Raw genomic sequence first — 23,462 nt, 5'->3', positions numbered from 1 at the left:
GAAGAAGCACCGGGACTGTCAAGCGACATGTGGTGGCGGGATCGTCAGGCTTGGTTTTTTACAATCTGTTCATAAACAACTATGAGCGCGAGGTTTAAAGGAAAGGGTAATAGGGATGGATGGCAGCGGAGAGAAGAAACCGGCCAAGCGGCGTTCCCAAGAACGCGTCCTGCAGCGCGATCCCGAGCGAACGCGCGCCGCCATTCTCGAAGCCGCGACCCGGGAGTTCGCTGAAAACGGCATGGGCGGCGCCCGCGTCGATGCCATCGCCGAGCGTGCCGGCACCAACAAACGCATGCTCTATCATTACTTCGGCGACAAGGAGCAGCTCTATCTGCATGTGCTGGAGGAGGCCTATGTCGGCATCCGCACCGCCGAGCGCGAGCTGCATATCGGCGACCGCAGCCCGGAGGAGGGGATCGCGGAGCTTGCGCTCTTCACCTGGCGCTATTTTCTCAAGCACCCCGAATTCCTGAGCCTGCTCGGCACCGAAAACCTGCACCGCGCCCGCTGGCTGCGCCAGTCGGTGCGACTGAAGGAGCTTCATTCGCATCTGATCGTCGAACTGACCGAGGTGCTCGATCGCGGCAAGAAGACGGGCGTCTTCATCGATGCCGCCGATCCGCTGAACGTCTATCTGACCATCGCCTCGCTCGGCTATTTCTACATTTCCAATCAGTACACGCTCTCGACCATCTTCGGCCGCGACCTTGCGGAGAAGGGCAATCTCGACGCCTGGGAACGCCATATCGTTCACGTCACGCTTGCCTCGATCAAAGCCTGATCGCTGAAATTTAGCCCCGGCTATTGACAGCGCCGCTTCTCCTCTGCCATCAAGTAACTGTTTGGTTACTGGCCGGGAGGAGCCGCGCGGCATCGCGCGTCCGGCATTGCAACACGGTTTTGCAGGGAGGCAGACATGGCACGTCTAGGAATAATTCTGCACGGCGTAACGGGCCGCATGGGCTACAATCAGCACCTCGTCCGCTCGATATTGGCGATCCGCGATCAGGGTGGCCTGACGCTGAAATCAGGCGAAAAGCTCGAGATCGACCCCATCATCGTTGGCCGCAACGCCGCCAAGATGGAGGAGCTGGCAAAGCGCCACGGCATCAAGCGCTGGTCGACCGATCTCGACGCGGCCCTCAAAAATCCCGACGACCAGATCTTCTTCGATGCCGGCACCACGCTGATGCGCGCCGAGCTTTTGTCGCGTGCACTCGACGCCGGCAAGCACGTCTATTGCGAAAAGCCGATCTCGGATGATCTCGAAGTCGCCATCGCGCTTGCCCGCAAGGCGCGCGCCTCGGGGCTCAAGCATGGTGTCGTGCAGGACAAGCTTTTCCTGCCCGGCCTGCGCAAGCTGGCGCTGCTGCGCGACAGTGGCTTCTTCGGCAAGATCCTCTCCGTGCGCGGCGAGTTCGGCTACTGGGTCTTCGAGGGCGATTGGGGCGTGCCGGCGCAGCGCCCCTCCTGGAACTACCGCAAGGCCGATGGCGGCGGCATCATTCTCGACATGCTCTGCCACTGGCGCTATGTGCTCGACAATCTCTTTGGCGAGGTCAAGTCGGTCTCCTGCCTCGGCGCCACCCATATCGGCACCCGCGTCGACGAACAGGGCAAGCCCTATCATTGCGACACCGATGACGCCGCCTATGCCACTTTCGAGCTTGAAGGCGGGGCGATCGCCCATATCAATTCGTCCTGGGCAGTGCGTGTGCGCCGCGACGATCTCGTCACCTTCCAGGTTGATGGCACCCACGGTTCGGCCGTCGCCGGGCTGACGAAATGCTGGACCCAGCATCGCGTCAATACGCCCAAGCCCGTCTGGAACCCCGACCAGCCGCAGACGATCGATTTCTACAAGACCTGGGACGAGGTGCCCGACACGCAGGCCTTCGACAACGGCTTCAAGGCGCAGTGGGAGATGTTCCTGCGCCATGTCGCCGAGGATGCGCCCTGGCCCTATGGTCTGGAAGCCGGCGCCAAGGGCGTGCAGCTCGCCGAACTCGGGCTGAAATCCTGGGCCGAACGCCGTTGGCTCGATGTGCCCGCGCTGGAGTTCTGAGCCATGCCCGATATAGCGCGCTATGCACTGATGGTGATCGCGCCTGTTGCCCCGCATGTAAGTGGGGCACGGCAAGCATGGTAGACGATCTATCCATCAATCTCGCGACCATACGCGAGCAATGTGGCTTCGCCGAAGCGGTCGATCTCTGCCTGAAACACGGCATCACCTCGATCGCCCCCTGGCGCGATCAGGTCGCCAAGGTGGGGCTCGACGAGGCGGTGCGCATCGTCCGCCAAAACCGCATCAAGCTCACCGGCCTTTGCCGCGGCGGTTTCTTTCCTGCAGCCACGGCGGCGGATCGCCAATCCGCGATCGACGACAACAAGCGCGCTGTCGATGAGGCCGCCGCTCTGGGCGCCGATTGCCTCGTGCTCGTGGTTGGCGGGCTCGCCGGCGGCTCGAAGAATATCGATGAGGCGCGCAACATGGTGGCGGATGGCATCGCCGCCACGCTGCCGCATGCCCGCGCGAGCGGCGTGCCGCTGGCGATCGAGCCGCTCCATCCCATGTATGCCGCCGACCGATCCTGCGTGAACACGCTCGGACAGGCGCTCGACATGTGCGAGACGCTGGGCGAGGGGGTGGGCGTTGCGATCGACGTCTACCATGTCTGGTGGGACCCCGATCTCGCACGCCAGATCGCCCGCGCGGGTCAGCTGAAGCTCATTCTCGCGCACCACATCTGCGATTGGCTGGTCCCGACGCGGGACATGCTGACCGATCGCGGCATGATGGGCGATGGCGTCATCGACCTGAAGGGCATAAGACGGATGGTGGAGGACGCCGGGTTTTATGGCGCGCAGGAGGTCGAGATATTCTCGGCGGAGAACTGGTGGAAACGCCCGGCCGACGAGGTGCTCCGCACCTGCGTCGAGCGCTTCCACGACTGCTGCCGGATTTGAGCCGGCAAAACAACATACCCGTTTCCGCACGCATGAAGGAGGATCATTCGATGGAGAAACGCCGCTTCGCACTGATAGGCACCGGAAATCGCGGAACGACCATGTGGGGCAAGGAATTGCTGGGCGGCTGGCGCGAGCATGTGGATCTGGTGGCGATCGTCGATACCAATTCGCTGCGCGCCGAACGCGCCCGCACCATGATCGGCAGCAACGCCCCGATCTATGAGAATATCGACGCCATGCTTGCCGAACAGCAGGTCGACATGGTCATCGTCTGCACGCCCGATTATACCCATGACGACATCGTCGTGCGGGCGCTGGAGGCGGGCATCGACGTCATCACCGAAAAGCCGATGACCACAGCCGTCGATAAGATCCGCCGCATCCTCGATGCCGAAAAGCGCAGCGGCAAGCGCGTCGACGTCTCCTTCAACTATCGCTACGCGCCGACGGCGGCCAAAATCAAGGAGCTGCTCTCCTCAGGCGAGATCGGCCGCGTCACCTCCGTCGATTTCCATTGGTATCTCGACACCAAGCACGGCGCCGATTATTTCCGGCGCTGGCACGCCTATACGGAAAATTCCGGCAGCCTCTTCGTCCACAAGGCCACCCACCACTTCGATCTCCTGAACTGGTATCTCGACAGCGACCCCGAAGCCGTCACCTCGTTTGCCGACCTGCAGAATTACGGCCGCAAAGGCCCGTTCCGCGGCCCGCGCTGCAAGCTCTGTCCGCACACCGGGGAATGCGATTACTACCTCGATCTCGAGGCCGATCCCTTCCTCGACGCGCTCTATGAAGACCCCTCCGAGATCGACGGCTATTTCCGCGATGGCTGCGTCTATCGCGAAGATATCGATATCCCCGACACCATGGTCGTCAGCCTGCGCTACCGCAACAACGTCCACGTCTCCTATTCGCTGAACACCTTCCAGCCGATCGAAGGCCACCACATCGCCTTCAACGGCACCGAGGGGCGGATTGAGCTGCGCCAGTTCGAAAAGCAGCCATGGGAAACGCCGGATGAGGATACGATCCTCCTGATCCGCAATTTTCCGAAGGGCAGGGCGCCGGTCGAGCGCATCGTCGTGCCGCATTTCTCCGGCGGCCACTATGGCGGCGACGACCGCATGCGCAACATGATCTTCAAGCCCGGCATGGAAGACCGCCTTGGCCAGCGCGCCGGCACCCGCGCCGGCGCCATGTCGGTGCTGACGGGGATCGCGGCACTGTCGAGTGCGCGCAGCGGCAAGGTGGTCAAGATCGCCGATTTGATGCCGGAGCTCACGGGCGGCGATGCAAGCCCGGACTTGAAAGCGGGTTGAGGCAAGCCGGCCGACGAAGGCGGGTTGATGTAAGCCGATAGCTGACGCCATCGGCCCTATCCTCAGGCGTTGGCGGCGACCGGTGCCTTCGCGGTCGCGACCTCGATCATCGCAACCCAGTTGCGCGCGATCTGAAGGCCGCTGGCATCGGCCGCGGCGCCATCCACGGGAGCGAGATCGGGATGGCGCTTCAGCCAGCCGGGCTCCATCCGCTCGATCGTCGCCTCGAAGCCCGTCGTCCACCCTTCGACCACCGCGCGGCTGGCCTCGAAATGAAACTGCGTGCCATAAGTCGCCCGGCCAAGCCGGAAGGCCTGGTTGCGCACAAGCGGGCTGGTCGCCAGCAGGCAGGCGCCCTCAGGCAACGTAAACGTATCGCTGTGCCACTCGAAGGTGGTGAAATCGGCATCGAGACCCGAAAGCAGCGGATCGGCCTTTCCCTCCTCCGTCATCTCGACGGGTTTCCAGCCGAATTCCAGCTGCCGGCCGAGATGGTTTTCCGCGCCATAGGCACGCGCCAGGATCTGCGATCCCAGGCATATGCCCATGACCGCCTTGCCCGCCTCGCAAAAGCGCTGCATCAGCCGCGCAAGCGCCGGCAGGTAGGGATAGTTCACATCGTCGAGCGCATCCTGCTCCCCGCCGAGAAAGACAAGCGCGTCATGCTCGAAGATGCTCTGCGGCAGCCGGCCGTCGAGATAAGGCTGGTAGATGTCGAGCTCGGCATTGGCCTCGGCCAGCGCGATGCCGAGCGAACCCAGCGACGTGTTCTTCATGTTTTCGACCACGGCAACCCGCATCGGCATCTCCTGTCTTCCTTTGAGCGACAGGAAGAACACCAAGCCATCGTGCATTGCAATATCCGTTGCGCAGCATCCGGTCACTTCGTAAGCTCGGCGCAACTGGAACGACATGCCCGAAGCCTCACGGAAAGCCCCCATGACAGAGAAAAAAGCCCGCGTGACCATTCTTTATTGCACCCAGTGCAACTGGCTGCTGCGCGCCGGCTGGATGGCGCAGGAACTGCTGCAGACGTTCACCGACAGCCTCGGTGAAGTGGCGCTCATCCCCGGCACCGGCGGCAATTTCGAGATCCGCGTCGATGATGAGCTGATATGGGAGCGCAAGCGCGACGGCGGCTTTCCCGGCCCCAAGGAGCTGAAGCAGCGCATCCGCGATATCATCGACCCCGACCGCGACCTCGGCCACACCGACAGGACTTCGAAGGAAAGCTGAGCCACACCCGGCAGGCTCAGTTCGCTCCTAATCGTAAGGCGAGTTGCAGGTCTTGTAGATCCCCTCATAGGTGACGAAGCGATCCGTCCTGGGATTGTAGCTGCGATATTGATTGCGGCACCAATCGACATGGAAGTTGCGATCGGGCGTGTTCGGCCGCGCGGTCCGCGTCTGTGGCTGCGATGGCCGGTAGCGCGTCGGCGGCTGCGGGTTGTAGTATTGCGGCGCCGGGCCCATTTCGCGCGGGCGATAATAGGTGGGTCCGGTCGCAGTCGGCGGCCGGTAGTTCGGCTGTATGTAGGATGGCGTGAACGATTGCGTCTTGCCGAAGGTGAAGCAGCCGCGAAAATCGCACATGGTCTGCACGCGGATGATATCGCGATTGCCGATATTTTCGGGAGCAGGCGCCATCGGCATGGCCGAAACCTGGCTGAACGGCATGACGGATAGAATCACAACAACCGGCAATTTCTGAAAAACGCGCATCGCACCATCCTTTTCCTTGAATGACATATAGTGCGCCCAAGCTTTCTTGGCATCGCCCGAAATCCCCCAACGCCCAAAAACCCACCTTTCCCGGCCTTCGCCTTAGACTTTTTTGCGTGGTGTCAGAAAAACTTCAAAAACCCTGTTGACACCAACGGGCCACCCCCGTACATGGCTCTCCGTCGCCCAGATGGCGGAATTGGTAGACGCGCCAGCTTCAGGTGCTGGTACCCGAAAGGGTGTGGAGGTTCGAGTCCTCTTCTGGGCACCATTCCATTTTTGAGAAACATAGATTCCTCAACTATTTCAAGACTTAGCAGATATCTTCGATACGCTTTCCGGTTCACCGGAAGCCCTCACGGGGCTTGTCTTCATTTGCGTCCGGCTTATTGAATCCGGGTCTTTGGATTGTTGTGCCGGATACCGGCAGCGCGCCGCAACGTCCTAGATCAAGGTGAATTTAAGCAGTTACTCAGGCTGAGGCGATGGCTGGTATCAGACCTGAAAATTGATGCGCTGATCCCATATATCGATATCGTGAGCCACCGTACAGACGGCGCAAAACTGCGGGTAGTTGCGGCGACCAAAACGTGTCACCCTAGCTCTCTGGAAGCGTCGGGCCAAAATGAAATCCGTAAGCGACTCTACTGATGATCACCCGGTTGATGCAGCCCACAGATATCTTGCCTTCGGCGATGGGTCGGCCAAATAAGGCAATGTTCTGGATTGACTTGTCCTGTTCCCGCATTTGCATCTGCTCTATCCTGCGATGCGATATCCCGAAAGTAGTTTCAAAAGGCATTGCGCCGGTACGCAACAAGCTAAAGTAGGATGGGTAGATCACCCCATCGAATCCTGCTTTCTGCGCGGCTTCGGAAATCGCTCTTGTTATGTCGTAAGCGTGCTTGCCAGCAAGGAACAACATATGCACAGCCATATCTAGGCTGTCGAACTCCGTAACGCCATCTTCCTCAGGCAAGAGCGCCGATAGGTCAAGTAGACGCAATTCCCTGAGTGGGGCGAAAGTGGCCGCAAAGACTTCGTCTTCAGCGGACACACGGCATTCGTGAACGCAAATCTCGAGGTCTGAAGAACCGTAGAGAATTGGGTGCCTCGTGGAATCAAGTCTCCCATTGCCAGAAAAGGCGACGGGCGGGCTATCGTACTGCATCGGATCATTTGGAACCGATGGATTTATGCGGACGCGGAAGAAGGAGTCAGCAGGACCAACTGACCGCACTGGATACTCAGTAAGTATCCTCTTTAAAATGCGACCGCGCTGCTTCTTCCTTTTCAAGTCTTTCAGCGGTTCGACTTCCCCGACCATCCACAGTCGCGGTCCGTAATAAAAGAACCCTATCCCTAGTAGGCGCTCCAAAAGCGCAACATCTGGCCTCAGCCAAGGCTCCACTTCAATGGAGGTCGATTGAACGTCGTTGAACTGGACCGAAGGCGCGGCGCCGTAGTCGGCTCTCTTAATCGAGCCCCACACGAAAAAGCGATGGGATAGGCCGAGCAATTGCTCGCTTGTCAGTTGGCCGTAGCCGGTCGCCCCGCAGTTGGGGCAAGCTGACGAGCACTTTTGACCGAACCGTTCGGCATCAAATCTCAGCCCACGGTCTGAAAAGCAATTCGAACACGCCAGCAATTTTGGTGAGGAAGATGTTACCCTTGCGATTTGGGTCTTAAGGAATTTTGTGATCGTCCGGAGGTGCATAGCACTGACCTTCGAGTGAATTGTATTGGCTACGTGATTCTTTGGTCTATCAATAGTGTTATTCGCCGCGAACTGCGTCGCTTGGTCTGCCGATTTAATTTTCACACAATTCTAAGGCGAGAACATTTCGGAAAAGTCTGATTTATTAAGTAAAATCAATAGTAAAATAAAGGAATTGTTCCTTCCTATTCTTGGCATCATTCCATTTTTAGAATCGTAGATTTCTCAGTTATTGTTCGCGCCGGGCGTAGTGCAGCCAGGACTCTGCACTGTCGCTGCCGGATGCCAACTGCAATCCGCAGCATTTTGGATTAATGCGAATTTGAGCGGGCTCCTCGCGTGCCTGACGGATAGTCGATTATCTTGAAAATGATAACCCAATGGGGTACATTTCATGCAGACTGTTGCAGAGACTCCGACCTTCACCCGACAAGCCGAGAAACTGTTCAGCGAGGAAGAGAAGCGGGAGCTGATAGACTTTCTCGCGGAAAATCCTCTTGCCGGGGATGAAATTCCGGGCACGGGCGGCGTTCGCAAGTTGCGCTTTGCGACGTCCGGACGAGGAAAGCGAGGCGGCGCCCGGATCATCTACTACTATCTCGATGAAACGATGCCGCTTTATGCTCTGCTGGCCTACGAGAAGAACGCCAAGACCGACATGACGCCGGACGAGAAACGGATTGTTTCGGCCTTGGCCTCGGCTCTCAAGGCCGCCGCGCGGCAAACGAAATGACGGAGACGAAAATGACAAGCTTCGCAGACGATCTTATCCAGTCTCTTGGAGAGGCTCTCGCCCATGCAAAGGGTGGCGGCCCAGCTGTCGTTCACACTCCTCTCGATCCCCGCGAGGTGCGTGAGAGGGTAAAGCTGACCCAGGCGCAGATGGCGCCACTGATGGGCATGAGCCTCTCCGGCTACCGCAAGTGGGAGCAAGGCCAGCGACGCATCAGTGGCCCGGCTGCGGCATTGCTGAGGGTAATTGAGAAGGAGCCGGATGCCGTACGTAGGGCTCTGGCAGGCGGCGCGCGCTGAGCGCAGGCATGTCATTGCTGCGCCAACGCCCGTGCGTTACTGCCTTATCGCAAGTGCCGATAAGCCTATTTCTACCTCTGCCCGCGTAGTCATGTTTTCATGCAACTCTACCAAGTATTATTGCGCGATCGATCCCTTAGATAAGCCCCAATCTCTTTCCATCCTGTTCGAATGATGCTTAGGTCACTCCGCTGGGAGGCGACGATATTCATCGATAGTATTCGAAGGACCGGGTGCTGCATGACCAACGTGACGTCTTCTTCCGATAGTGGCCGCCGCATCGCGCTGAGGGTCGATCTGACGGGCGTGCTTGCCTGTCTGCTGATGGCCGTCATCGTCGCCTGCGCCATCATAGGCTATGGCACCAGGCATAGGATCGACGACGTCGTGCAGCCGGTCGGGCCAAAGGCGACGCAGCAGCAGGCGGTCGATGGCGATGTCGCCAGTGGCGGCTAGCAATCCCGCGTGCGGGGTGGCCGATCAGGCCGCCGTTTGATCATCACCATCTGAGATAGCGACGGCCGAGTGCCGCGCCGATGGCGGTCACGAGCGCAATCGCGATCGTGTACCAGGTGGCGACGAAGAGCGGGCTGTCATCGACGCAATGCCAGGCGTAGAGCGCAGACGCGATCGCGCTGGCGGCAAGCCCGGCGGCAGCGCCCGCAAGCGCCGGTCGACGCGGCGCACCGGCGCGGAGCGCCAGGATGAAGCCCAAAAGCGGCGCGATCGACAGAAGCGGGATGAGCATCAGGCAGTAGGCCGCATTGTGCCCCATCATCTGCGGCTCCCAAAGCTCTCGCGGCAGCACCTGGAGCTCGATCAGGACGGCGGCCGCAAGCACGCCTGTCGGCGCCAGAAGCGCCCATGCGAGGGTGCTGACGGGAACGTCAGGGCGACCGATGCGAAACACGATCGTCGATGCGAGAATGGCGAGCACAAGCATCAGGCTCACCTTGAAGAGCACGCGGGTGGTCCCGACCATGCTCGCGATGTCGTGGCGGATGCCGATCGCGAACACCAGAATCAGCGCAGAAACGACGATGCCCGAGACAAGCGCGGTCTTCAGCGCGCGCCCCAGCCGCATCCGCACGGGCGTATCCTCGGTCAGCAGGCTGATCAGCTCATTCGTCTTCAACACGTCCACTCCGATCGTCCGTCTCGCCGCGATAAAAGCCGGCAAGCTTCTTCAGCGCCCGATGCAGCGAAACGCGCACCGCACCCTCGCTCATCTTCAGCCGCTCCGCCGTTTCCCTAATCCCAGCGCCGCCGATCGAGATCGATCGAACGATGTCGCGCTGAGGATCTTTCAGCCGTTCCAGCAGATGGATCGCGTCCAGCCGATCCATGGCATCGGCGGCCTCATCGTCAGCGGCGACCGTTTCCATCACATCCTCGATCGGCACGCTCACATGCCGTCCGCGCCGGCGCAGGCTGTCGATCAGCTTGTTGCGCACGATGGCCGACAGCCACGGGCCGATCGGCCGCGCCGGATCCCAGGTGCCGCGCTTCAGGTGCACGGCGAGCAGCACTTCCTGCACCACGTCTTCCGCCTCGCTTGCCGGCGCGCCGAACTGCTCGCAACGCCGCCGCGCCATGGCGCGCAGATGCGGCGTCACCGCCAGAAGAAAGCGCTGATAGGCCTGCGCGTCGCCATCAAGCGCGCGGCGCATCCAGTCTGCCCATTCCTCTTCACGCGCCGAATAATTCACCCGACATCATCCTCTACGAACGGGCACATGCAATTGTTACCGGACCTTGGAAATATTTCGCCGACCTCGCAAGGCTGCATCGCTTAAAAAAGCGTCGGCGACGAGTATCGAATTCCGTGGGGAAGGGAAAGAGCCGATCAGCGGACGGGCTGGTAATGGCCGCGCAAAGGAACCTGGCTGCCGGTGGAAATCACGCCGTCTCGATCGCACACATAAACGGTCATCGGCATGCCGCCGGAGCGGAAGATCTCGTCGTAGCGCCGGCGCACAAATTGCGTCTCGGTGCGGCAGGTCAGTTTAGGCTCCAGCGAAGGGTCGGTAGGCGCCTTGACGCCGGGCAGGTTGGGATAGGGATAGGCCGATTGCACCCGGCCCTGGCCGGCGCGGCCCCAGTCGGTCGAAAACGCCGGCGCGGGAAGAACGCCGCTCGACAGCGTCAGCGCCACGAGAACGATTTTTTCGAAATTACCAAGCCGCATCAATTCCCTCCGGCCGTTTGCCGGTCTCTCTATCAATGCGCTCGATGTAAGCATGCCACTCTAACGCATCAAGCGGAAGCACGCGCCGCTCCCGCAAACGTGACCTCATGCGAGCCTAGGCCGGCTTGCGGAAGTAGCCTCTGATCGTCGGGTGCGTGAAAAGTGCGGTGAGAATGGCGAAGGCGGCGCCGACGGCAAAACCTGCCAGCAATCCACCGATAATGCCGGCCACGAGCAGCATCTTCTTGCTCGGGCCATCGGCCTTCACCGGCGCCTCGGCCTCGGAAATCACGCGCATGTTGTTGCGCGAAAGGTTCTGGTCCTCGGTCGTCTGGTCGGAGCGCTTCAGCAACGATGCGTATATGTCGCGCGCGGCCGCGGCCTTGCGCTCGAGCTCATTCAGTTCCACCTGCCGGTCGGAGGTGGTCACTTGCAGCGCCTTCTGCACGGAAAGCTCCTTGGAGATCGACTCCTCGGCTTTCCTGGCCTGATCGTATTGCGCGCGTGCCGACACGGCGATCCGCTCCAGCTCGCTGCGGATTTCGCCGGCAATGCTTTGCAATGAGGATCGAGCCGCCTGCAGGCGCGGATGACGAGCGCCCATCTGGCTCTGCAGGTTGCCGATCAGCGCGGCTTGTGCCGCGTATTGCTGCCTGAGGCTCGAAAGCGCAGTCGAGGTTGCGTTCTGGTCCTGTGGACCTGTCGCCACCACCTGCTCGAAGCTGAGGTTGGAGGCGGCGTCCGCCCTGGCCTTGGCCTGGATTGTCTTGTCTTGCGCGGTGACCAGCAGCGCGTTGAGTGAGGTCAGGCGCTGGTCCGAGATCAGTCCCTGCTGCGTCGATGCCATGTCGTTATCGGCACGGTATGTTTCGACGGCCTGCTCGGCTTCCTGCACCTTCTGGCGAAGATCGTTCAACCGCGCATCCAGCGTACTGGTGGCATTCTCATAAAGGCCACTGGAGGCGCTGTTTTCCTCCGTCAGAAAGGATGCCACGACCTGATTGGCCAGTTTGGCGGATTTCTGTGGATCACGCGTCGTGGCCGCCAGCGTCACCACATAGGTGGTCGTCTGCCGGGTGATCACCACGGCCTTCTGCAGGGCGCTGATCACGGCGGCGCCGTCGGGTCGCCCGCCGGTAAATTCCGGATCCTGATAGAGGTTCATCGCCTCCGCCACCCGGCGCAGGACGTTTCCCGACGTCAGGATCTGTGTCTGGCTATCCACCAGCGCGGACAGCATCTCTGGCGATGGCCCCGATGAAGAGGAGTTATCGGCTTTGACGATCTGGTTGGGATCGAAATAGAGGCTGGCCGTGGCGGTGAATTTCTGTGGCAGTGTCGGCACCACGACACCGCCGGCGACGGCGCCGGCTCCAGCAAGGCCGAGCACGATCAGGCGTCGGCGCCAGATGGCTGCAATCGCGGATCCGACGTCCAGAAGCGGCCCGCTATGCGGCGCGGGTGGCGCTTCGATAGAGGACAGGGAGGCGTCCGGGATCGTCGGTTTCGACGCCGGCTGAACAGGTTCCTCAACGACGACGGGCGCCTCGGTCTTTATCTCTGCAGCTGGTTCTGCAGCGGGCGTCTGCGTCGGTGTGACGACGACAGGGCGCGCCTTCGCGAAATCGCCAGGCCGCAATACAGGTGCGCGCGCGGGCCGTGATTCGGGGCCGTCGGCATCCGTCTCATAGCTGCGCCACTGTGGCAGCCGGCTGGCCTTGGATCGGTCGTATTGGCTCATAAATGCACTCTGGCGCTGCTGCCAACGTCGGCTGCGCTCGCGAGACTTTAGAAATTCTTAGCTAACGGACCGTTAAGGTGCGGGAAACGGTCTCTGGAAGAAGTGCGACGCATGATCTCCCGCCTGAAATCACGGATTTTTCCGGTAATCGCGCTCGCCACGATGGCGATCGTGCAGCCCGTTGCGACCGTCGCATCCCCGAGCGTGCCGCTCTGCTATCGCGGCGTAAACCTGTCCGGCGCCGAGTACGGCGACCGCACCGGCGTGATCGGCACCAATTATACATATCCACCGGAAGCCACGATCCGCTACTTCGCCGATAAGGGAATGACCGTCATCCGCTTGCCGGTGCGCTGGGAGCATCTACAGCCCACGCTTAACGCGGCGCTCGATGCCGACGAGCTGAAGCGGCTGACCGACACGGTGGCGATGATCCGCGCCACCGGCATGGCGGTGATCATCGATCCGCATAATTTCGCCTATTACGACAAGACACGGATCGGCAATCGCCCTGTCACCAACGCGGCCTTCGCCGATTTTTGGGTGCGGCTTGCCGTCGAATTCGCCAACCAAAAGGGTGTCGTTTTCGGGCTGATGAACGAGCCCTATGACATAACCTCGGAAGATTGGCTGAAAGCTGCCAACGCGGCGATCCGCGGCATCCGCGCGGCCGGCGCCAAGAATCTCGTGCTGGTGCCCGGCACCTCGTGGAGCGGCGCGTGGTCATGGGAGAACGATGTCGTCGGCGGCGCAAATGGCCGGGTGATGCTCGGCGTTCGCGACCCCGCCAACAACTATGCCTATGAGGTGCATCAGTACCTCGATTTGGACTCATCGGGAACACACGCAACCTGCGAAGGCGCAGGTTCCGCCATCGATGCGATTGCCCGCATGACGTCCTGGCTCAAGAAAAACGGAAAGCGCGGTTTTCTAGGAGAGTTCGGCGTCTCCTCCATGAAGCCATGTGTCGAGGCGCTGGACGTGATCCTCAAGGAGATGTCCGACAATAGCGACGTCTGGCTCGGCTGGTCATACTGGGCGGCCGGCGATTGGTGGCCGGAAAAGGAGCCCTTCAACGTGCAGCCGCGCGAGGGTTCTGAGCGCCCTCAGATGACGGCACTGGCGCGCGCGACGGCTAGCGAAGGCAAGCCGCCGGCAAGCTGCGCCGGCCCGACACCGGGCGGAGATTGATGATGGCATCAGCATCACTCGCCAGCCAGGATGCCGCCGGCTATTCCGCAACCGCGTTGGGACCGGTCGGGTCGGTGGCGAAACAGCGCATTGCATATCCCATCCTGGTGCTCGGCCTGCTGTCCGTACTCTACAACGGTTTGCTGGCCTACATAAACCACAACATAATGCCTCTTTCGATGACGCATGTCGCCGGAATGGAGGGGATAATCATCGTCTGGTCGGTCGCCTATCTCCTCAAGAAAGGCTTCTATGAGGATGATCTGCCGACGCTGCTGTTCATGTTGTTCACGCTGTTCGTGTCGGTCTACATCAGCGTCGTCAACAAGATCGCGTTCATCGACCATTTCCGTAACGTGCTGATCATCTTCTGTTTCGCGGGCTTGGGAAGCTGGTGCAACGAAAGAACGCTGAAGCTGACATTCCGCATTGCCGCGATGGTCGTCTTCATCTTCCTGATGTTCGAGATCGTTGACACCAATTTCTACGTCAGCCTCGTGCATCCGTCGGATTACTTCGCCAATACACGCGGACTGAAACCCTATAGCTTCAACAAGACAGGCCTGTTTCAGAACGCACTCGGCTTCCCCGGCCGTTTCTCGTTCGGCATCATCGACCACCGATCGTCGTCGATTTTCCTGGAGCAGGTATCACTTGCCAATTTCTGCGGCGTGATCGCGATCTACTTGATCTCGATGTGGGATAGGCTTGGTCGTGGCGATCGCGTGCTGATGGTCGCCACCGCGCTGCTCATCCTGACCACGAACGACACCCGAACCATGCTGATCTTCAGTCTGGCCTGTATCGTCGGTTACTTTGTCTTCCCACTCATTCCCAAGCTCTGCAATCTCCTGCTGATGCCGTTGATTCTGGCCGCCGGCTTTCTCATTTTCTCCATCAATCCCAATGCGACGGGAGACAATTTCACCGGGCGCATCAATCTGACCATGCACAAATTCATGGAGATCGAGCCGCTGGCGCCGCTCGGCCTTGCCGTGGACCGGATTCTCGAATTCGCCGATAGCGGATACGTCTATCTCCTGTATGGGTCGACCATATTCGGCGTGATCGCATTCTGGCTGTTCGTATGCCTGTATCCTGCGGGTGCCACACCGGCACAACGCCGCGCCGGGCATTCACTTTGTCTTTTCATTTTTCTGAATATGATGATCGGTGGAACCGCGATCTTCTCCATGAAGATCTCGGGGCTGCTATGGCTGGTGATCGGCTATATGCGTTTCGTCGATCGGCCGCGTGTGACACAGGACCGCGTCGTCGCTGGTGTCACGAGTTGAGGTGCGGTGCCGCCCCCTAAGGGGCAGGCGCCACGAGATCGAAGGGAGCGCTGGGCGCAATGCTGTTCCAGCTTCAATATCTAAGAGCAATCGCCGCGCTTCTGGTTGTCTATTTCCATGCCGTCCTGCAGTTCCAGAAGGTCGATGCCGGGTTTGATCCGCAGCGTTATACGTTGGGCGAGACCGGGGTGGATGTGTTCTTCGTTCTGAGTGGTTTCGTCATGTGGCTGACCACGACGGGTAGGGCCATAACCCCGGTCGAGTTCTACCGCCGCCGTATCAAGCGCATCGTCCCCCTCTACTGGCTTGCGACGCTGTTTTCGGCTGCCATCGCATTCGCCGCACCACAGTTGCTGAAATCGACCCAATTCGACATCCAGCATCTGTTTGCCTCGCTCTTTTTCCTCCCCTGGAGAAATCCGGCCGACATGAGCATGATCGTTCCGGTCGTCGTTCCTGGCTGGACACTGAATTACGAGATGTTCTTCTATCTTGTCTTCGCCCTGTTGCTGCCCTTGCCCGAGCGTTGGCGCATTCCGGCGCTTGCGGCCACATTCGCGGCGATCCTTACGCTGTGCCATCTCTCGCCTGCTACCACGGCGACCAAGTTCTATGGCGAGCCGATCATTCTGGAATTCCTGGCCGGGGTCGCGATCGGCTGGCTCTATACTGAAAAAGTGCTGCTGCCAAAGAAGACCGCGTGGCTGGTCTTGATTGTCGGCGCTGTATTTCTTCTGGTCAATGAGCGGCTGACAGGGGCTGGCAGCCGGTTCTATGCCTGGGGCGTGCCGGCGATCTTCATCGTCTACGGCGCCGTCTCCATCGATCTCTCGAAGCGGCGGGTCATCGGGTGGCTAAGCTATCTCGGTGATTGCTCATACGCAATTTACATCACTCATGCCTTTTCCCTTGCTTTCCTGCGCATCCTGAGCGGCCATCTGTCTATTGGCATCCTGCACAATCCCGTCTCCTTCATCATCCTCTGCCTGCTCCTGTCTTCGCTGGTGGGCGCTGCCGTCCACGAAATTACCACGCCGCGCAAAAGGGCGCTCGCCGCGACCTGACGTGAACGGCGGGGATTCGCGGTTCCACGACGCAAAGTGAACGGACTCCGATAGGAAACGCCGTAAGCTGACGGTCGATGGGATGTTCCGGCTATTAAGGCCGATCTTCTCGATAAACTTGGTGCAGCGGCGTGAGCGTCGTGCTTGATCGGCCATGTCGCTTTGATCTAAGCAGGCTCGACGGTCGCCCCAGACTAACGCTTAAAAGGCCGACGCTTGAACAAGGCCAATGGCTAAACAAGGCAGACGCTTAAACAAGGAACGTGACGCATGACGCAATATGTATTGACGGTAGCCTGCAAATCGACACGCGGCATCGTGGCGGCGATTTCGACCTATCTGGCCGACAAGGGTTGCAACATCATCGACAGCTCGCAGTTCGATGACCTCTCTACAGGCATGTTCTTCACCCGCGTCAGCTTCATCTCCGAAGAGGGTGCGGCGCTGTCTGATATCCGCGAAGGCTTCCAGCCGATCGCCGAGAAATTCGAGATGACCGCGGAAATCCACGACGGCGACCAGCGCATGAAGGTGTTGCTGATGGTCTCGCGCTTCGGTCACTGCCTGAACGACTTGCTCTACCGCTGGAAGATCGGCGCGCTGCCGATCGATATCGTCGGCGTCGTTTCCAACCACTTCGATTATCAGAAGGTCGTGGTCAATCACGACATTCCCTTCCACCACATCAAGGTGACGAAGGAAAACAAGCCCGAGGCCGAAGCGCAGATCATGCAGATCGTCGAATCGACTGGCACGGAGCTCGTCGTGCTCGCCCGCTACATGCAGGTGCTCTCGGATGCCATGTGCAAGAAGATGTCCGGCCGCATCATCAACATCCACCACTCTTTCCTGCCGTCTTTCAAGGGCGCAAACCCCTACAAGCAGGCCTATGAGCGTGGCGTGAAGCTGATCGGTGCCACCGCGCACTACGTCACCGCCGACCTCGACGAAGGCCCGATCATCGAGCAGGACACGGCGCGTATCACTCACGCGCAGTCGGCCGACGATTACGTCTCGATCGGTCGCGATGTCGAGAGCCAGGTTCTCGCCCGCGCCATCCACGCCCACATCCACCACCGCGTGTTCCTGAACGGCAACCGCACCGTGGTCTTCCCGGCAAGCCCGGGCAGCTATGCCTCCGAGCGCATGGGCTGACACAGTTATCGGGCGTCCTCTAATACCCAAGGCGGTAATTCCTAGTGATGACGCCCGATCCCTTGCTTGCCGATAGCAAGCTGTCGATTATCTGCTTATTGTGCAGGATCGAATCGTGCGGTGGGGGAATGCCATGACCGATGAAACGCTCGCTCAGCGTCTCGAGCTTCCGCGTCCAGATGTGACGGCAGAGGAAGCGGGAGACATCCTGCAGTCGCGTTACGGTCTGTCCGGCCAGCTCAGCGAACTCGGAAGCCAGCAGGACCGCAACTACCGCGTCGATACCGGCGATCAGACATATGTCCTGAAGATCTGCCACATGATCTACGAGACGATCGAGCTCGAGGCGCAGAATGCCGCGATCCGACACCTCGCCGGCATCGAGGGCGCGCCGCGCGTGCCGCGCGTGGTCGCCTCCACCGATGGCCAGGACATCGTCGCCGTCGTCGTCCGCGACCAGACCTACCAGGTTCGCCTGCTCGAATATCTCGAAGGCGAGGGCCTCACCAAGCCTTCGTATCTCCCCCGGCAATCCGTGGCGGCGCTGGGCGCGCTCTGCGCCAATCTCGCCAAATCCTTGGCCGATTTCGATCACCCCGGCCTCGACCGCAACCTGCAATGGGACTTGCGCCGCGCCGGCCCGGTCGCCGTCCAGCTCTTGTCGGCGATCACCGATGGCGCCGCGCGCGACCGCATCGCCAAGAACATGGTCGCCGCCGTCCGCCGCGTGCAGCCCTTCGCGCCGGCGCTGCGCCTGCAGGCCGTCCACCACGACGTCACCGGTGACAATGTCGTCAGCCGCCGCGACGACAAGGGTCGCCTCATCCCCGATGGCGTCATCGATTTCGGCGATATCATCCGCGGCTGGCTGGTCGGCGATCTCGCCGTCACCTGCGCCTCGCTGCTGCACCAGGCCGATGGCGATCCCTTCTTCGTGCTGCCCGCCGTCAAGGCTTATCACGAGGTCTATCCACTAAAGGAAGAGGAGCTCAGGGCGCTCTGGCCGCTGGTCGTCGCCCGTGCCGTCATTCTGGTGGCGAGCAGCGAGCAGCAGATCTCAATCGATCCCGAAAACGAATATGTCCGCGCCAACCTCGTGCTCGAGCAGCGCATCTTCGATACCGCCATCGCCGCGCCCTTCGATCTCATGGAAACGGCGATCCTGAAGACGGCGGGCATCGAACTTCCCGCCGTTGCGACCGAGCACTGGCGTCCGCTGCTGCCCGATCTCGATCTCCAGAACATGCTCTATGTCGACCTCGGCGTGGAAAGCCAGCACTTCGCCGCCGGCAATTGGGGCCAGGGCGACATGGACTGGCGCCTGCTTGCTCGCGCCGCCTCCGAGGCCGATGCCGCCGCCACCCGCTACGGCGAATACAGGCTGTCGCGTGCCCGCCTGCTGAGCGCCAGGCCGTCGGCCACCTACGCCCTGCATGCCGATATCTGCCTCGCCGCCGGCAACACGATCGCCGCCCCTTTTTCCGGCCGCATCAGCTGGCAGAACCACCATCTGGTGCTCGAGGGTGCCGATATCAGCCTCCATCTCGACGGTCTCGATCCATCGGTCGAGGATGGCGCCGAGCTTGAATCGGGCCAGGCGATCGGCGTGGTCTCCGGCGAGCAGGGTTCGCTCGGCGGCTTGCGCGTGCAGCTCTCGACCTTGAAGGGCGCGGAGCCGCCGCTCTTCTGCACGCCCGCCGAAGTCTTCGCATGGTCGGCGCTCTGCCCGTCGCCGGCAGCCTTGCTCGGCAAGGGCGTCGAGGCGCCGAAGCCGGTCGATGCGGAAATCCTCGCCGTCCGCACGGCCCATTTTGCCGCCGCCCAGAAGCATTATTACGAGACCCCGCCGCGCATCGAGCGCGGCTGGAAGGAGCACATGTTCGATGTCGAGGGCCGCGCCTATCTCGACATGGTCAACAACGTCACCATCCTCGGCCACGGCCATCCCCGTCTGGCGGACGCTGTCGGCGAACAATGGCTGCGGTTGAACACCAATTCGCGCTTTCACTATGCCGCCGTCGCCGATCTCTCCGAACGACTGGCAGCCCTTGCGCCCGAAGGTCTCGACACCGTCTTCCTGGTCAACTCCGGTTCGGAGGCCAACGATCTGGCGCTGCGGCTCGCCTGGGCGCACACCGGCGCGCGCAACATGCTGAGCCTGCTTGAGGCCTATCACGGCTGGTCGGTGGCAAGCGATGCCGTCTCCACCTCTATCGCCGATAACCCGCAGGCGCTGACGACGCGGCCCGATTGGGTCCACCCCGTCGCCGCGCCCAACACCTATCGCGGCGAGTTCCGCGGTCCCGATTCGACCGGCGACTATCTGCAGAGCGTTCTTGCCGCACTGGAGCTGATCGACGCCAGCGGCGAGCGGCTGGCAGGCTTCATCGCCGAACCGGTTTACGGCAACGCCGGCGGCATCGCGCTGCCGCACGGCTATCTCGCCGCCGTCTATGGCCAGGTGCGCGCCCGTGGCGGCGTCTGCATCGCCGATGAGGTGCAGGTCGGCTATGGCCGGCTCGGCTATCATTTCTGGGGCTTCGAAGAACAGCAGGTAGTGCCCGATATCATCACGGTCGCCAAGGGCATGGGCAACGGCCACCCGCTCGGCGCGGTGATCACCACGCGCGCCATTGCCGACTCGTTGGAGAAGGAGGGCTATTTCTTCTCCTCGGCCGGCGGCAGTCCGGTCAGCTCCGTCGTCGGCATCACCGTGCTCGACATCATGGCCGACGAGGCGCTGCAGCAGAACGCCCGCGAGATCGGCGATCGGCTGAAGGGCCGGCTGATGGCGCTGATGGATCATCATCCGCTCATCGGCGCGGTGCATGGCATGGGGCTCTATCTCGGCGTCGAGTTCGTCCGCGACCGCGAAACGCTGGAGCCTGCGACCGAGGAGACGGCGGCGATCTGTGCGCGCCTGCTCGAGCTCGGCGTCATTATGCAGCCGACCGGCGATCACCTCAACGTGCTGAAGATCAAGCCGCCGCTCTGCCTTGCCGCCGAAAGCGCCGACTTCTTCGCCGACATGCTGGAAAAGGTGCTGTCCGAGGGCTGGTGAGCGGCCTTACTCGGCCGCCCCACCTGCCTGGCCATCCAGCCAGGCCACCAGTCCGTCAAGCGTCTGCAGCCCGTATTCGACCGCGCCGAAGCCGATGACGAACTGACGCCGCGCGCGGGTCGGATGCAGCTGGCGCATGGTGAGCACCGTCTTGCCGTCGGTCTGCTCGTCGAAGGTCACCGTCACCCGAAAGCGATCGGGGTCCTCGGGGTCGGGCGTGCCGTAGTCCATGACGATCCGCTCGTCGGGCACGATCTCGAGAAAGCGCATGAGATTGGGGAAGCGCTGCTCCCGGCCTTCGAACATGCCCACCATGTCGAACCGCCACACGCCGCCTTCGCGGATATCGGCCTCGATGCTCTCGATCGCAAGGCCTGTGGGGCCATACCATTGCGCCAAGGCATTGGGGTCCATCCAGGCCGCGAAGACCCTGTGGCGGGGATGATTGATGACCTTCACCAGCACGATTTCGCGGTCCAGCGACCAGCTGCCAAACGGATCTGCCATGTGCTTCAATCTCCTCCCACTTCATCTTGCGTATTGTCCAGATAAGTTTCCAGGCGATCCAGCCGCTGGCTCCAGCGCAGCCGCTCGGATGCCATCCAGTCCGCGGCCTCGTCGAAGCGGGCTTGCACCAGGCGGCACCAGCGGCTGCGGCCGCGCTTCTCGCTGGCGATCAACCCGCAATCCTCAAGCACCTTCAGATGCTGGACAAAGGAGGGCAGGGCCATGTCGAAGGGCTCCGCCAGAATGCTGACCGATACCTCGCCCTCGGCCAGCCGCGAGACGACCGCCCGGCGCGTGGGGTCGCTGAGGGCGTGAAAGGCGAGGTCGAGCGGGGTCGAATGATAGGGCATGTCGTTTTTTACGGCAGGGCGGGTTACGGGTCAATATTAGAAAGGTACTTGCCTTAGTATTTTGATCTGATACAAAGGTAATGACCTTAGTATTTAATCTGTGAGGAGGATGGCACGATGGCAGTCCGTATCGATCTCATGATCTCGCTGGATGGTTTCGCCACGACGACCGACCAGACATCAGAAGTCCCGTTCGGCGAGGACTGGCCACCGCTCGTGGGCGCTTACATGGCCACGCGGACCTTCCGGGAGCGCGTCTTCAAGGACACAAGCGGCAGCGGCACCACCGGCCTCGACGATGACTATGCGCGGGCCTATTTCGAGAATATAGGCGCCGAGATCATGGGTGCCGGCATGTTCGGCCTGCACAATTTTCCCGATGATCCGGACTGGCGCGGATGGTGGGGTGACGAGCCGCCCTTCGGTTGCCCGGTCTTTGTCCTCACGCACAGGGAGCGCCCGTCGATCGAGATGTCCGGCGGCACGACCTTCCACTTTCTCAGCGCTGATCCCGTCGATGCGCTGGCGCAGGCGACGAAGGCCGCCAACGGCAAGGATGTACGCATCGGCGGCGGACCGACGGTCGCGCGAGCTTTTCTGAAAGCTGGTCTCGTCGATCAGCTTCATGTCGCGATCACGCCGATCCTTTTGGGTCGCGGCATCCGCCTGTGGGATGATTTGCGCGGCCTCGAAGCGGGTTACACGGTCACATCGGAAACGGCGCCCAGCGGCACGATCCACCTGACTTTCAAGCGTTAATCGCTTGCCGGTGCCCGTTAACCATTTCGGTCATTTCGCGGCTTACCGACTTTTAATCAAAAGCCCCATTGCCGGAATCAGACGCACTCCCTATCTCTGGCTGCGAGCGACGGAGAGTTCCGTATCGTCATACCAAGTGCACAAAGACCTGCTAATGGTCTTCTCGTGAATTCGGGTTTGGCGGAATGATATTTTCCTAATCGCCGACATTTTGACACGTTTCGGAATATGTTTCCGACAGTTCGTTATGTATTCTCTACAAATAAAGTAGATTATACGGAACGCAAACCGCCGGTCCCGGCATGCCCCGGGGCCCGAAGCAAGCACGACGCAGAAGAAAGGAATGAGACATGAACGACTTTGAAATTCTTGCCACGCTCCTGATGCGCCCGGTGCTTGGCAGTGACCGTCCGGGCGCTCTCTCCCGCCCGAACTGTCGAATGTGACCTTCGTCCCCCCTTAAACGGTAAAAGACAAGTCAATTCGCCATCGCCGACGCACTCCGCGCGGCAGGAGTTCTATGCATGAAAAAAGAAGTTATCGAATACGCAGGCGTGCCCGTTGGCATCGTCATTCCGGATGAAAACCGGCTGAAATTCATCGCCGTGAAGTATCACGTCCATGACCTCGACGAGCAGCACTTCAGCTCGCCGGCAGAGGTCAAGCACGCGATCCACGACCTGATGACCCGCCGTCATCCCAAACCCATCCATGCCTGAGGGCATGGTTCGATGCCGGCTTGAAATCGCCGGGCGAAAACAATTCGAGGATATCTGACCGGTCCCGCCTATAGCGGGGCCGGTCTTGTTTTTTGGCCGTCCATATCGTCCTATCGCCTCCTGCTGATCGCCCATCTGCGAAAAGCCCACTGACGAAGAGGACGCAGCACTTGCTCAACCTGCTCACCGATATCGAGGGCCTCTCTGTCGGCCACGCCACGGATCTCGGCCTCGGCTCCGGCGTCACCGCCATCGTCTTCGATCGGCCGGCGGTCGCCTCCGGCGTCGTGCTCGGCGGTGCGCCCGGCGGCCGTGACACCGCGCTGCTCGACCCGTCGATGACGGTGGCCGAGGTCGATGCTCTCGTGCTCTCGGGCGGCTCCGCCTTCGGCCTCGATGCCGCCGGTGGCGTCCAGGCCGGCCTGCGCGCCATGGGTCGCGGCTTTCCTGTTGGAAACCAGCGCGTCCCCATCGTTCCACAAGCGATCCTGATGGATCTCCTGAATGGCGGCGACAAGGATTGGGGCCTGCAATCGCCCTATCGCGAACTCGGCTACGAAGCCTTCCGCGCTGCCGGCAAAGGCGACTTCGCGCTCGGCACGGTCGGCGCCGGCACCGGCGCCACCACGGCGACCTTCAAGGGCGGCCTCGGCTCGGCCAGCG

25 protein-coding genes and 1 tRNA gene are annotated in these 23,462 nt (G+C 61.0%); 17 read left to right on the top strand and 9 right to left on the bottom strand.

Annotated elements, in window-relative coordinates; genetic code table 11:
- Positions 1 to 115 precede the first annotated feature (115 nt).
- From B3605_RS23755 to B3605_RS23740, 4 genes are all read left to right on the top strand, one after another.
- Positions 116 to 784, top strand: coding sequence for a TetR/AcrR family transcriptional regulator (locus B3605_RS23755; RefSeq protein WP_112944966.1), 669 nt, complete (start codon positions 116 to 118; stop codon positions 782 to 784).
- A gap of 135 nt (positions 785 to 919) precedes the next feature.
- Positions 920 to 2,068, top strand: a complete 1,149-nt coding sequence (locus B3605_RS23750) for a Gfo/Idh/MocA family protein (protein ID WP_112944965.1) — start codon at positions 920 to 922, stop codon at positions 2,066 to 2,068.
- 77 nt (positions 2,069 to 2,145) lie between these two features.
- The gene (locus B3605_RS23745) at positions 2,146 to 2,973 is read left to right on the top strand and encodes a sugar phosphate isomerase/epimerase family protein (protein WP_112944964.1); all 828 of its coding nucleotides are present in this window, start codon (positions 2,146 to 2,148) and stop codon (positions 2,971 to 2,973) included.
- A gap of 50 nt (positions 2,974 to 3,023) precedes the next feature.
- Positions 3,024 to 4,298, top strand: coding sequence for a Gfo/Idh/MocA family protein (locus B3605_RS23740; RefSeq protein WP_112945020.1), 1,275 nt, complete (start codon positions 3,024 to 3,026; stop codon positions 4,296 to 4,298).
- Between the two features lie 62 nt (positions 4,299 to 4,360).
- Here the strand turns inward: B3605_RS23740 and B3605_RS23735 are convergent, their stop codons facing one another.
- On the bottom strand, positions 4,361 to 5,098 hold the full coding sequence (locus tag B3605_RS23735; RefSeq protein ID WP_296436488.1) for a type 1 glutamine amidotransferase: 738 nt from the start codon (positions 5,096 to 5,098) through the stop codon (positions 4,361 to 4,363).
- A 139-nt stretch (positions 5,099 to 5,237) separates the two neighbouring features.
- On the opposite strand from B3605_RS23735, the gene B3605_RS23730 reads away from it, so the two are divergent.
- Positions 5,238 to 5,534, top strand: coding sequence for a SelT/SelW/SelH family protein (locus B3605_RS23730; RefSeq protein WP_112944963.1), 297 nt, complete (start codon positions 5,238 to 5,240; stop codon positions 5,532 to 5,534).
- Between the two features lie 27 nt (positions 5,535 to 5,561).
- Here the strand turns inward: B3605_RS23730 and B3605_RS23725 are convergent, their stop codons facing one another.
- Positions 5,562 to 6,020, bottom strand: coding sequence for a BA14K family protein (locus B3605_RS23725; RefSeq protein ID WP_112945018.1), 459 nt, complete (start codon positions 6,018 to 6,020; stop codon positions 5,562 to 5,564).
- A gap of 184 nt (positions 6,021 to 6,204) precedes the next feature.
- Between B3605_RS23725 and B3605_RS23720 the strand changes: the two genes are divergently transcribed.
- A tRNA-Leu gene (locus tag B3605_RS23720) sits at positions 6,205 to 6,291 on the top strand.
- A gap of 327 nt (positions 6,292 to 6,618) precedes the next feature.
- Here the strand turns inward: B3605_RS23720 and B3605_RS23715 are convergent.
- Positions 6,619 to 7,737 carry an RES family NAD+ phosphorylase gene (locus B3605_RS23715; protein WP_112944962.1) on the bottom strand — a complete coding sequence of 373 codons (1,119 nt, stop codon included), beginning with the start codon at positions 7,735 to 7,737 and terminating at the stop codon, positions 6,619 to 6,621.
- Positions 7,738 to 8,131: 394 nt separating this feature from the next.
- On the opposite strand from B3605_RS23715, the gene B3605_RS23710 reads away from it, so the two are divergent.
- The 3 genes from B3605_RS23710 to B3605_RS23700 all read left to right on the top strand — a co-directional run bounded on the left by B3605_RS23710 (position 8,132) and on the right by B3605_RS23700 (position 9,225).
- On the top strand, positions 8,132 to 8,470 hold the full coding sequence (locus tag B3605_RS23710) for a type II toxin-antitoxin system RelE/ParE family toxin (RefSeq protein WP_112944961.1): 339 nt from the start codon (positions 8,132 to 8,134) through the stop codon (positions 8,468 to 8,470).
- A gap of 11 nt (positions 8,471 to 8,481) precedes the next feature.
- Positions 8,482 to 8,769: a helix-turn-helix domain-containing protein gene (locus B3605_RS23705; RefSeq protein ID WP_112945017.1), complete on the top strand. Its 288-nt coding sequence runs from the start codon at positions 8,482 to 8,484 to the stop codon at positions 8,767 to 8,769.
- A 240-nt stretch (positions 8,770 to 9,009) separates the two neighbouring features.
- Positions 9,010 to 9,225 (top strand): hypothetical protein, encoded by a 216-nt coding sequence (locus tag B3605_RS23700; RefSeq protein WP_112944960.1) that lies wholly within the window; start codon positions 9,010 to 9,012, stop codon positions 9,223 to 9,225.
- A 43-nt stretch (positions 9,226 to 9,268) separates the two neighbouring features.
- Here the strand turns inward: B3605_RS23700 and B3605_RS23695 are convergent, their stop codons facing one another.
- The 4 genes from B3605_RS23695 to B3605_RS23680 all read right to left on the bottom strand — a co-directional run bounded on the left by B3605_RS23695 (position 9,269) and on the right by B3605_RS23680 (position 12,698).
- Positions 9,269 to 9,907, bottom strand: a complete 639-nt coding sequence (locus B3605_RS23695; RefSeq protein ID WP_312471451.1) for a DUF1109 domain-containing protein — start codon at positions 9,905 to 9,907, stop codon at positions 9,269 to 9,271.
- Positions 9,891 to 10,478, bottom strand: a complete 588-nt coding sequence (locus tag B3605_RS23690; protein ID WP_112944958.1) for a sigma-70 family RNA polymerase sigma factor — start codon at positions 10,476 to 10,478, stop codon at positions 9,891 to 9,893. The genes B3605_RS23695 and B3605_RS23690 overlap by 17 nt, the downstream gene beginning before the upstream one ends.
- Positions 10,479 to 10,615: 137 nt before the next feature.
- Positions 10,616 to 10,957: a hypothetical protein gene (locus tag B3605_RS23685; RefSeq protein ID WP_018899157.1), complete on the bottom strand. Its 342-nt coding sequence runs from the start codon at positions 10,955 to 10,957 to the stop codon at positions 10,616 to 10,618.
- 115 nt (positions 10,958 to 11,072) lie between these two features.
- Positions 11,073 to 12,698: a GumC family protein gene (locus B3605_RS23680; RefSeq protein ID WP_112944957.1), complete on the bottom strand. Its 1,626-nt coding sequence runs from the start codon at positions 12,696 to 12,698 to the stop codon at positions 11,073 to 11,075.
- 111 nt (positions 12,699 to 12,809) lie between these two features.
- Here B3605_RS23680 and B3605_RS23675 point away from each other — a divergent pair, with 111 nt between their 5' ends.
- From B3605_RS23675 to B3605_RS23655, 5 genes are all read left to right on the top strand, one after another.
- On the top strand, positions 12,810 to 13,889 hold the full coding sequence (locus B3605_RS23675; protein ID WP_409457202.1) for a glycoside hydrolase family 5 protein: 1,080 nt from the start codon (positions 12,810 to 12,812) through the stop codon (positions 13,887 to 13,889).
- Between the two features lie 2 nt (positions 13,890 to 13,891).
- Positions 13,892 to 15,184: a hypothetical protein gene (locus B3605_RS23670; protein ID WP_112944956.1), complete on the top strand. Its 1,293-nt coding sequence runs from the start codon at positions 13,892 to 13,894 to the stop codon at positions 15,182 to 15,184.
- A 59-nt stretch (positions 15,185 to 15,243) separates the two neighbouring features.
- Entirely contained in the window at positions 15,244 to 16,248 is a 1,005-nt protein-coding gene (locus B3605_RS23665) for an acyltransferase family protein (RefSeq protein WP_112944955.1), read from the top strand.
- Positions 16,249 to 16,518: 270 nt separating this feature from the next.
- On the top strand, positions 16,519 to 17,403 hold the full coding sequence (purU, locus tag B3605_RS23660; protein WP_112944954.1) for a formyltetrahydrofolate deformylase: 885 nt from the start codon (positions 16,519 to 16,521) through the stop codon (positions 17,401 to 17,403).
- A gap of 133 nt (positions 17,404 to 17,536) precedes the next feature.
- Positions 17,537 to 20,464 carry an aminotransferase gene (locus B3605_RS23655; protein ID WP_112944953.1) on the top strand — a complete coding sequence of 976 codons (2,928 nt, stop codon included), beginning with the start codon at positions 17,537 to 17,539 and terminating at the stop codon, positions 20,462 to 20,464.
- A gap of 6 nt (positions 20,465 to 20,470) precedes the next feature.
- On the opposite strand, the gene B3605_RS23650 is transcribed toward B3605_RS23655, so the two are convergent.
- Together B3605_RS23650 and B3605_RS23645 are read right to left on the bottom strand one after the other, a co-directional pair.
- Positions 20,471 to 20,971 carry an SRPBCC family protein gene (locus B3605_RS23650; RefSeq protein WP_112944952.1) on the bottom strand — a complete coding sequence of 167 codons (501 nt, stop codon included), beginning with the start codon at positions 20,969 to 20,971 and terminating at the stop codon, positions 20,471 to 20,473.
- A 5-nt stretch (positions 20,972 to 20,976) separates the two neighbouring features.
- The gene (locus B3605_RS23645; protein WP_018899165.1) at positions 20,977 to 21,321 is read right to left on the bottom strand and encodes an ArsR/SmtB family transcription factor; all 345 of its coding nucleotides are present in this window, start codon (positions 21,319 to 21,321) and stop codon (positions 20,977 to 20,979) included.
- A 117-nt stretch (positions 21,322 to 21,438) separates the two neighbouring features.
- Between B3605_RS23645 and B3605_RS23640 the strand changes: the two genes are divergently transcribed.
- The 3 genes from B3605_RS23640 to B3605_RS23630 all read left to right on the top strand — a co-directional run.
- Positions 21,439 to 22,080 carry a dihydrofolate reductase family protein gene (locus tag B3605_RS23640; protein WP_112973718.1) on the top strand — a complete coding sequence of 214 codons (642 nt, stop codon included), beginning with the start codon at positions 21,439 to 21,441 and terminating at the stop codon, positions 22,078 to 22,080.
- A 524-nt stretch (positions 22,081 to 22,604) separates the two neighbouring features.
- Complete coding sequence (locus B3605_RS23635; protein ID WP_018899167.1) at positions 22,605 to 22,799, top strand: hypothetical protein; 195 nt, start codon at positions 22,605 to 22,607, stop codon at positions 22,797 to 22,799.
- Positions 22,800 to 22,969: 170 nt separating this feature from the next.
- Positions 22,970 to 23,462 (top strand): P1 family peptidase (locus tag B3605_RS23630; RefSeq protein WP_296436449.1); only part of this gene is annotated, 493 nt, incomplete at its 3' end.

This window comes from Rhizobium sp. UBA1881 (assembly GCF_002338015.1).
Taxonomy (GTDB): domain Bacteria; phylum Pseudomonadota; class Alphaproteobacteria; order Rhizobiales; family Rhizobiaceae; genus Rhizobium.
Note: the sequence above shows the minus strand (reverse complement) of the source record. Positions and strands in the feature narration are given on the sequence as shown.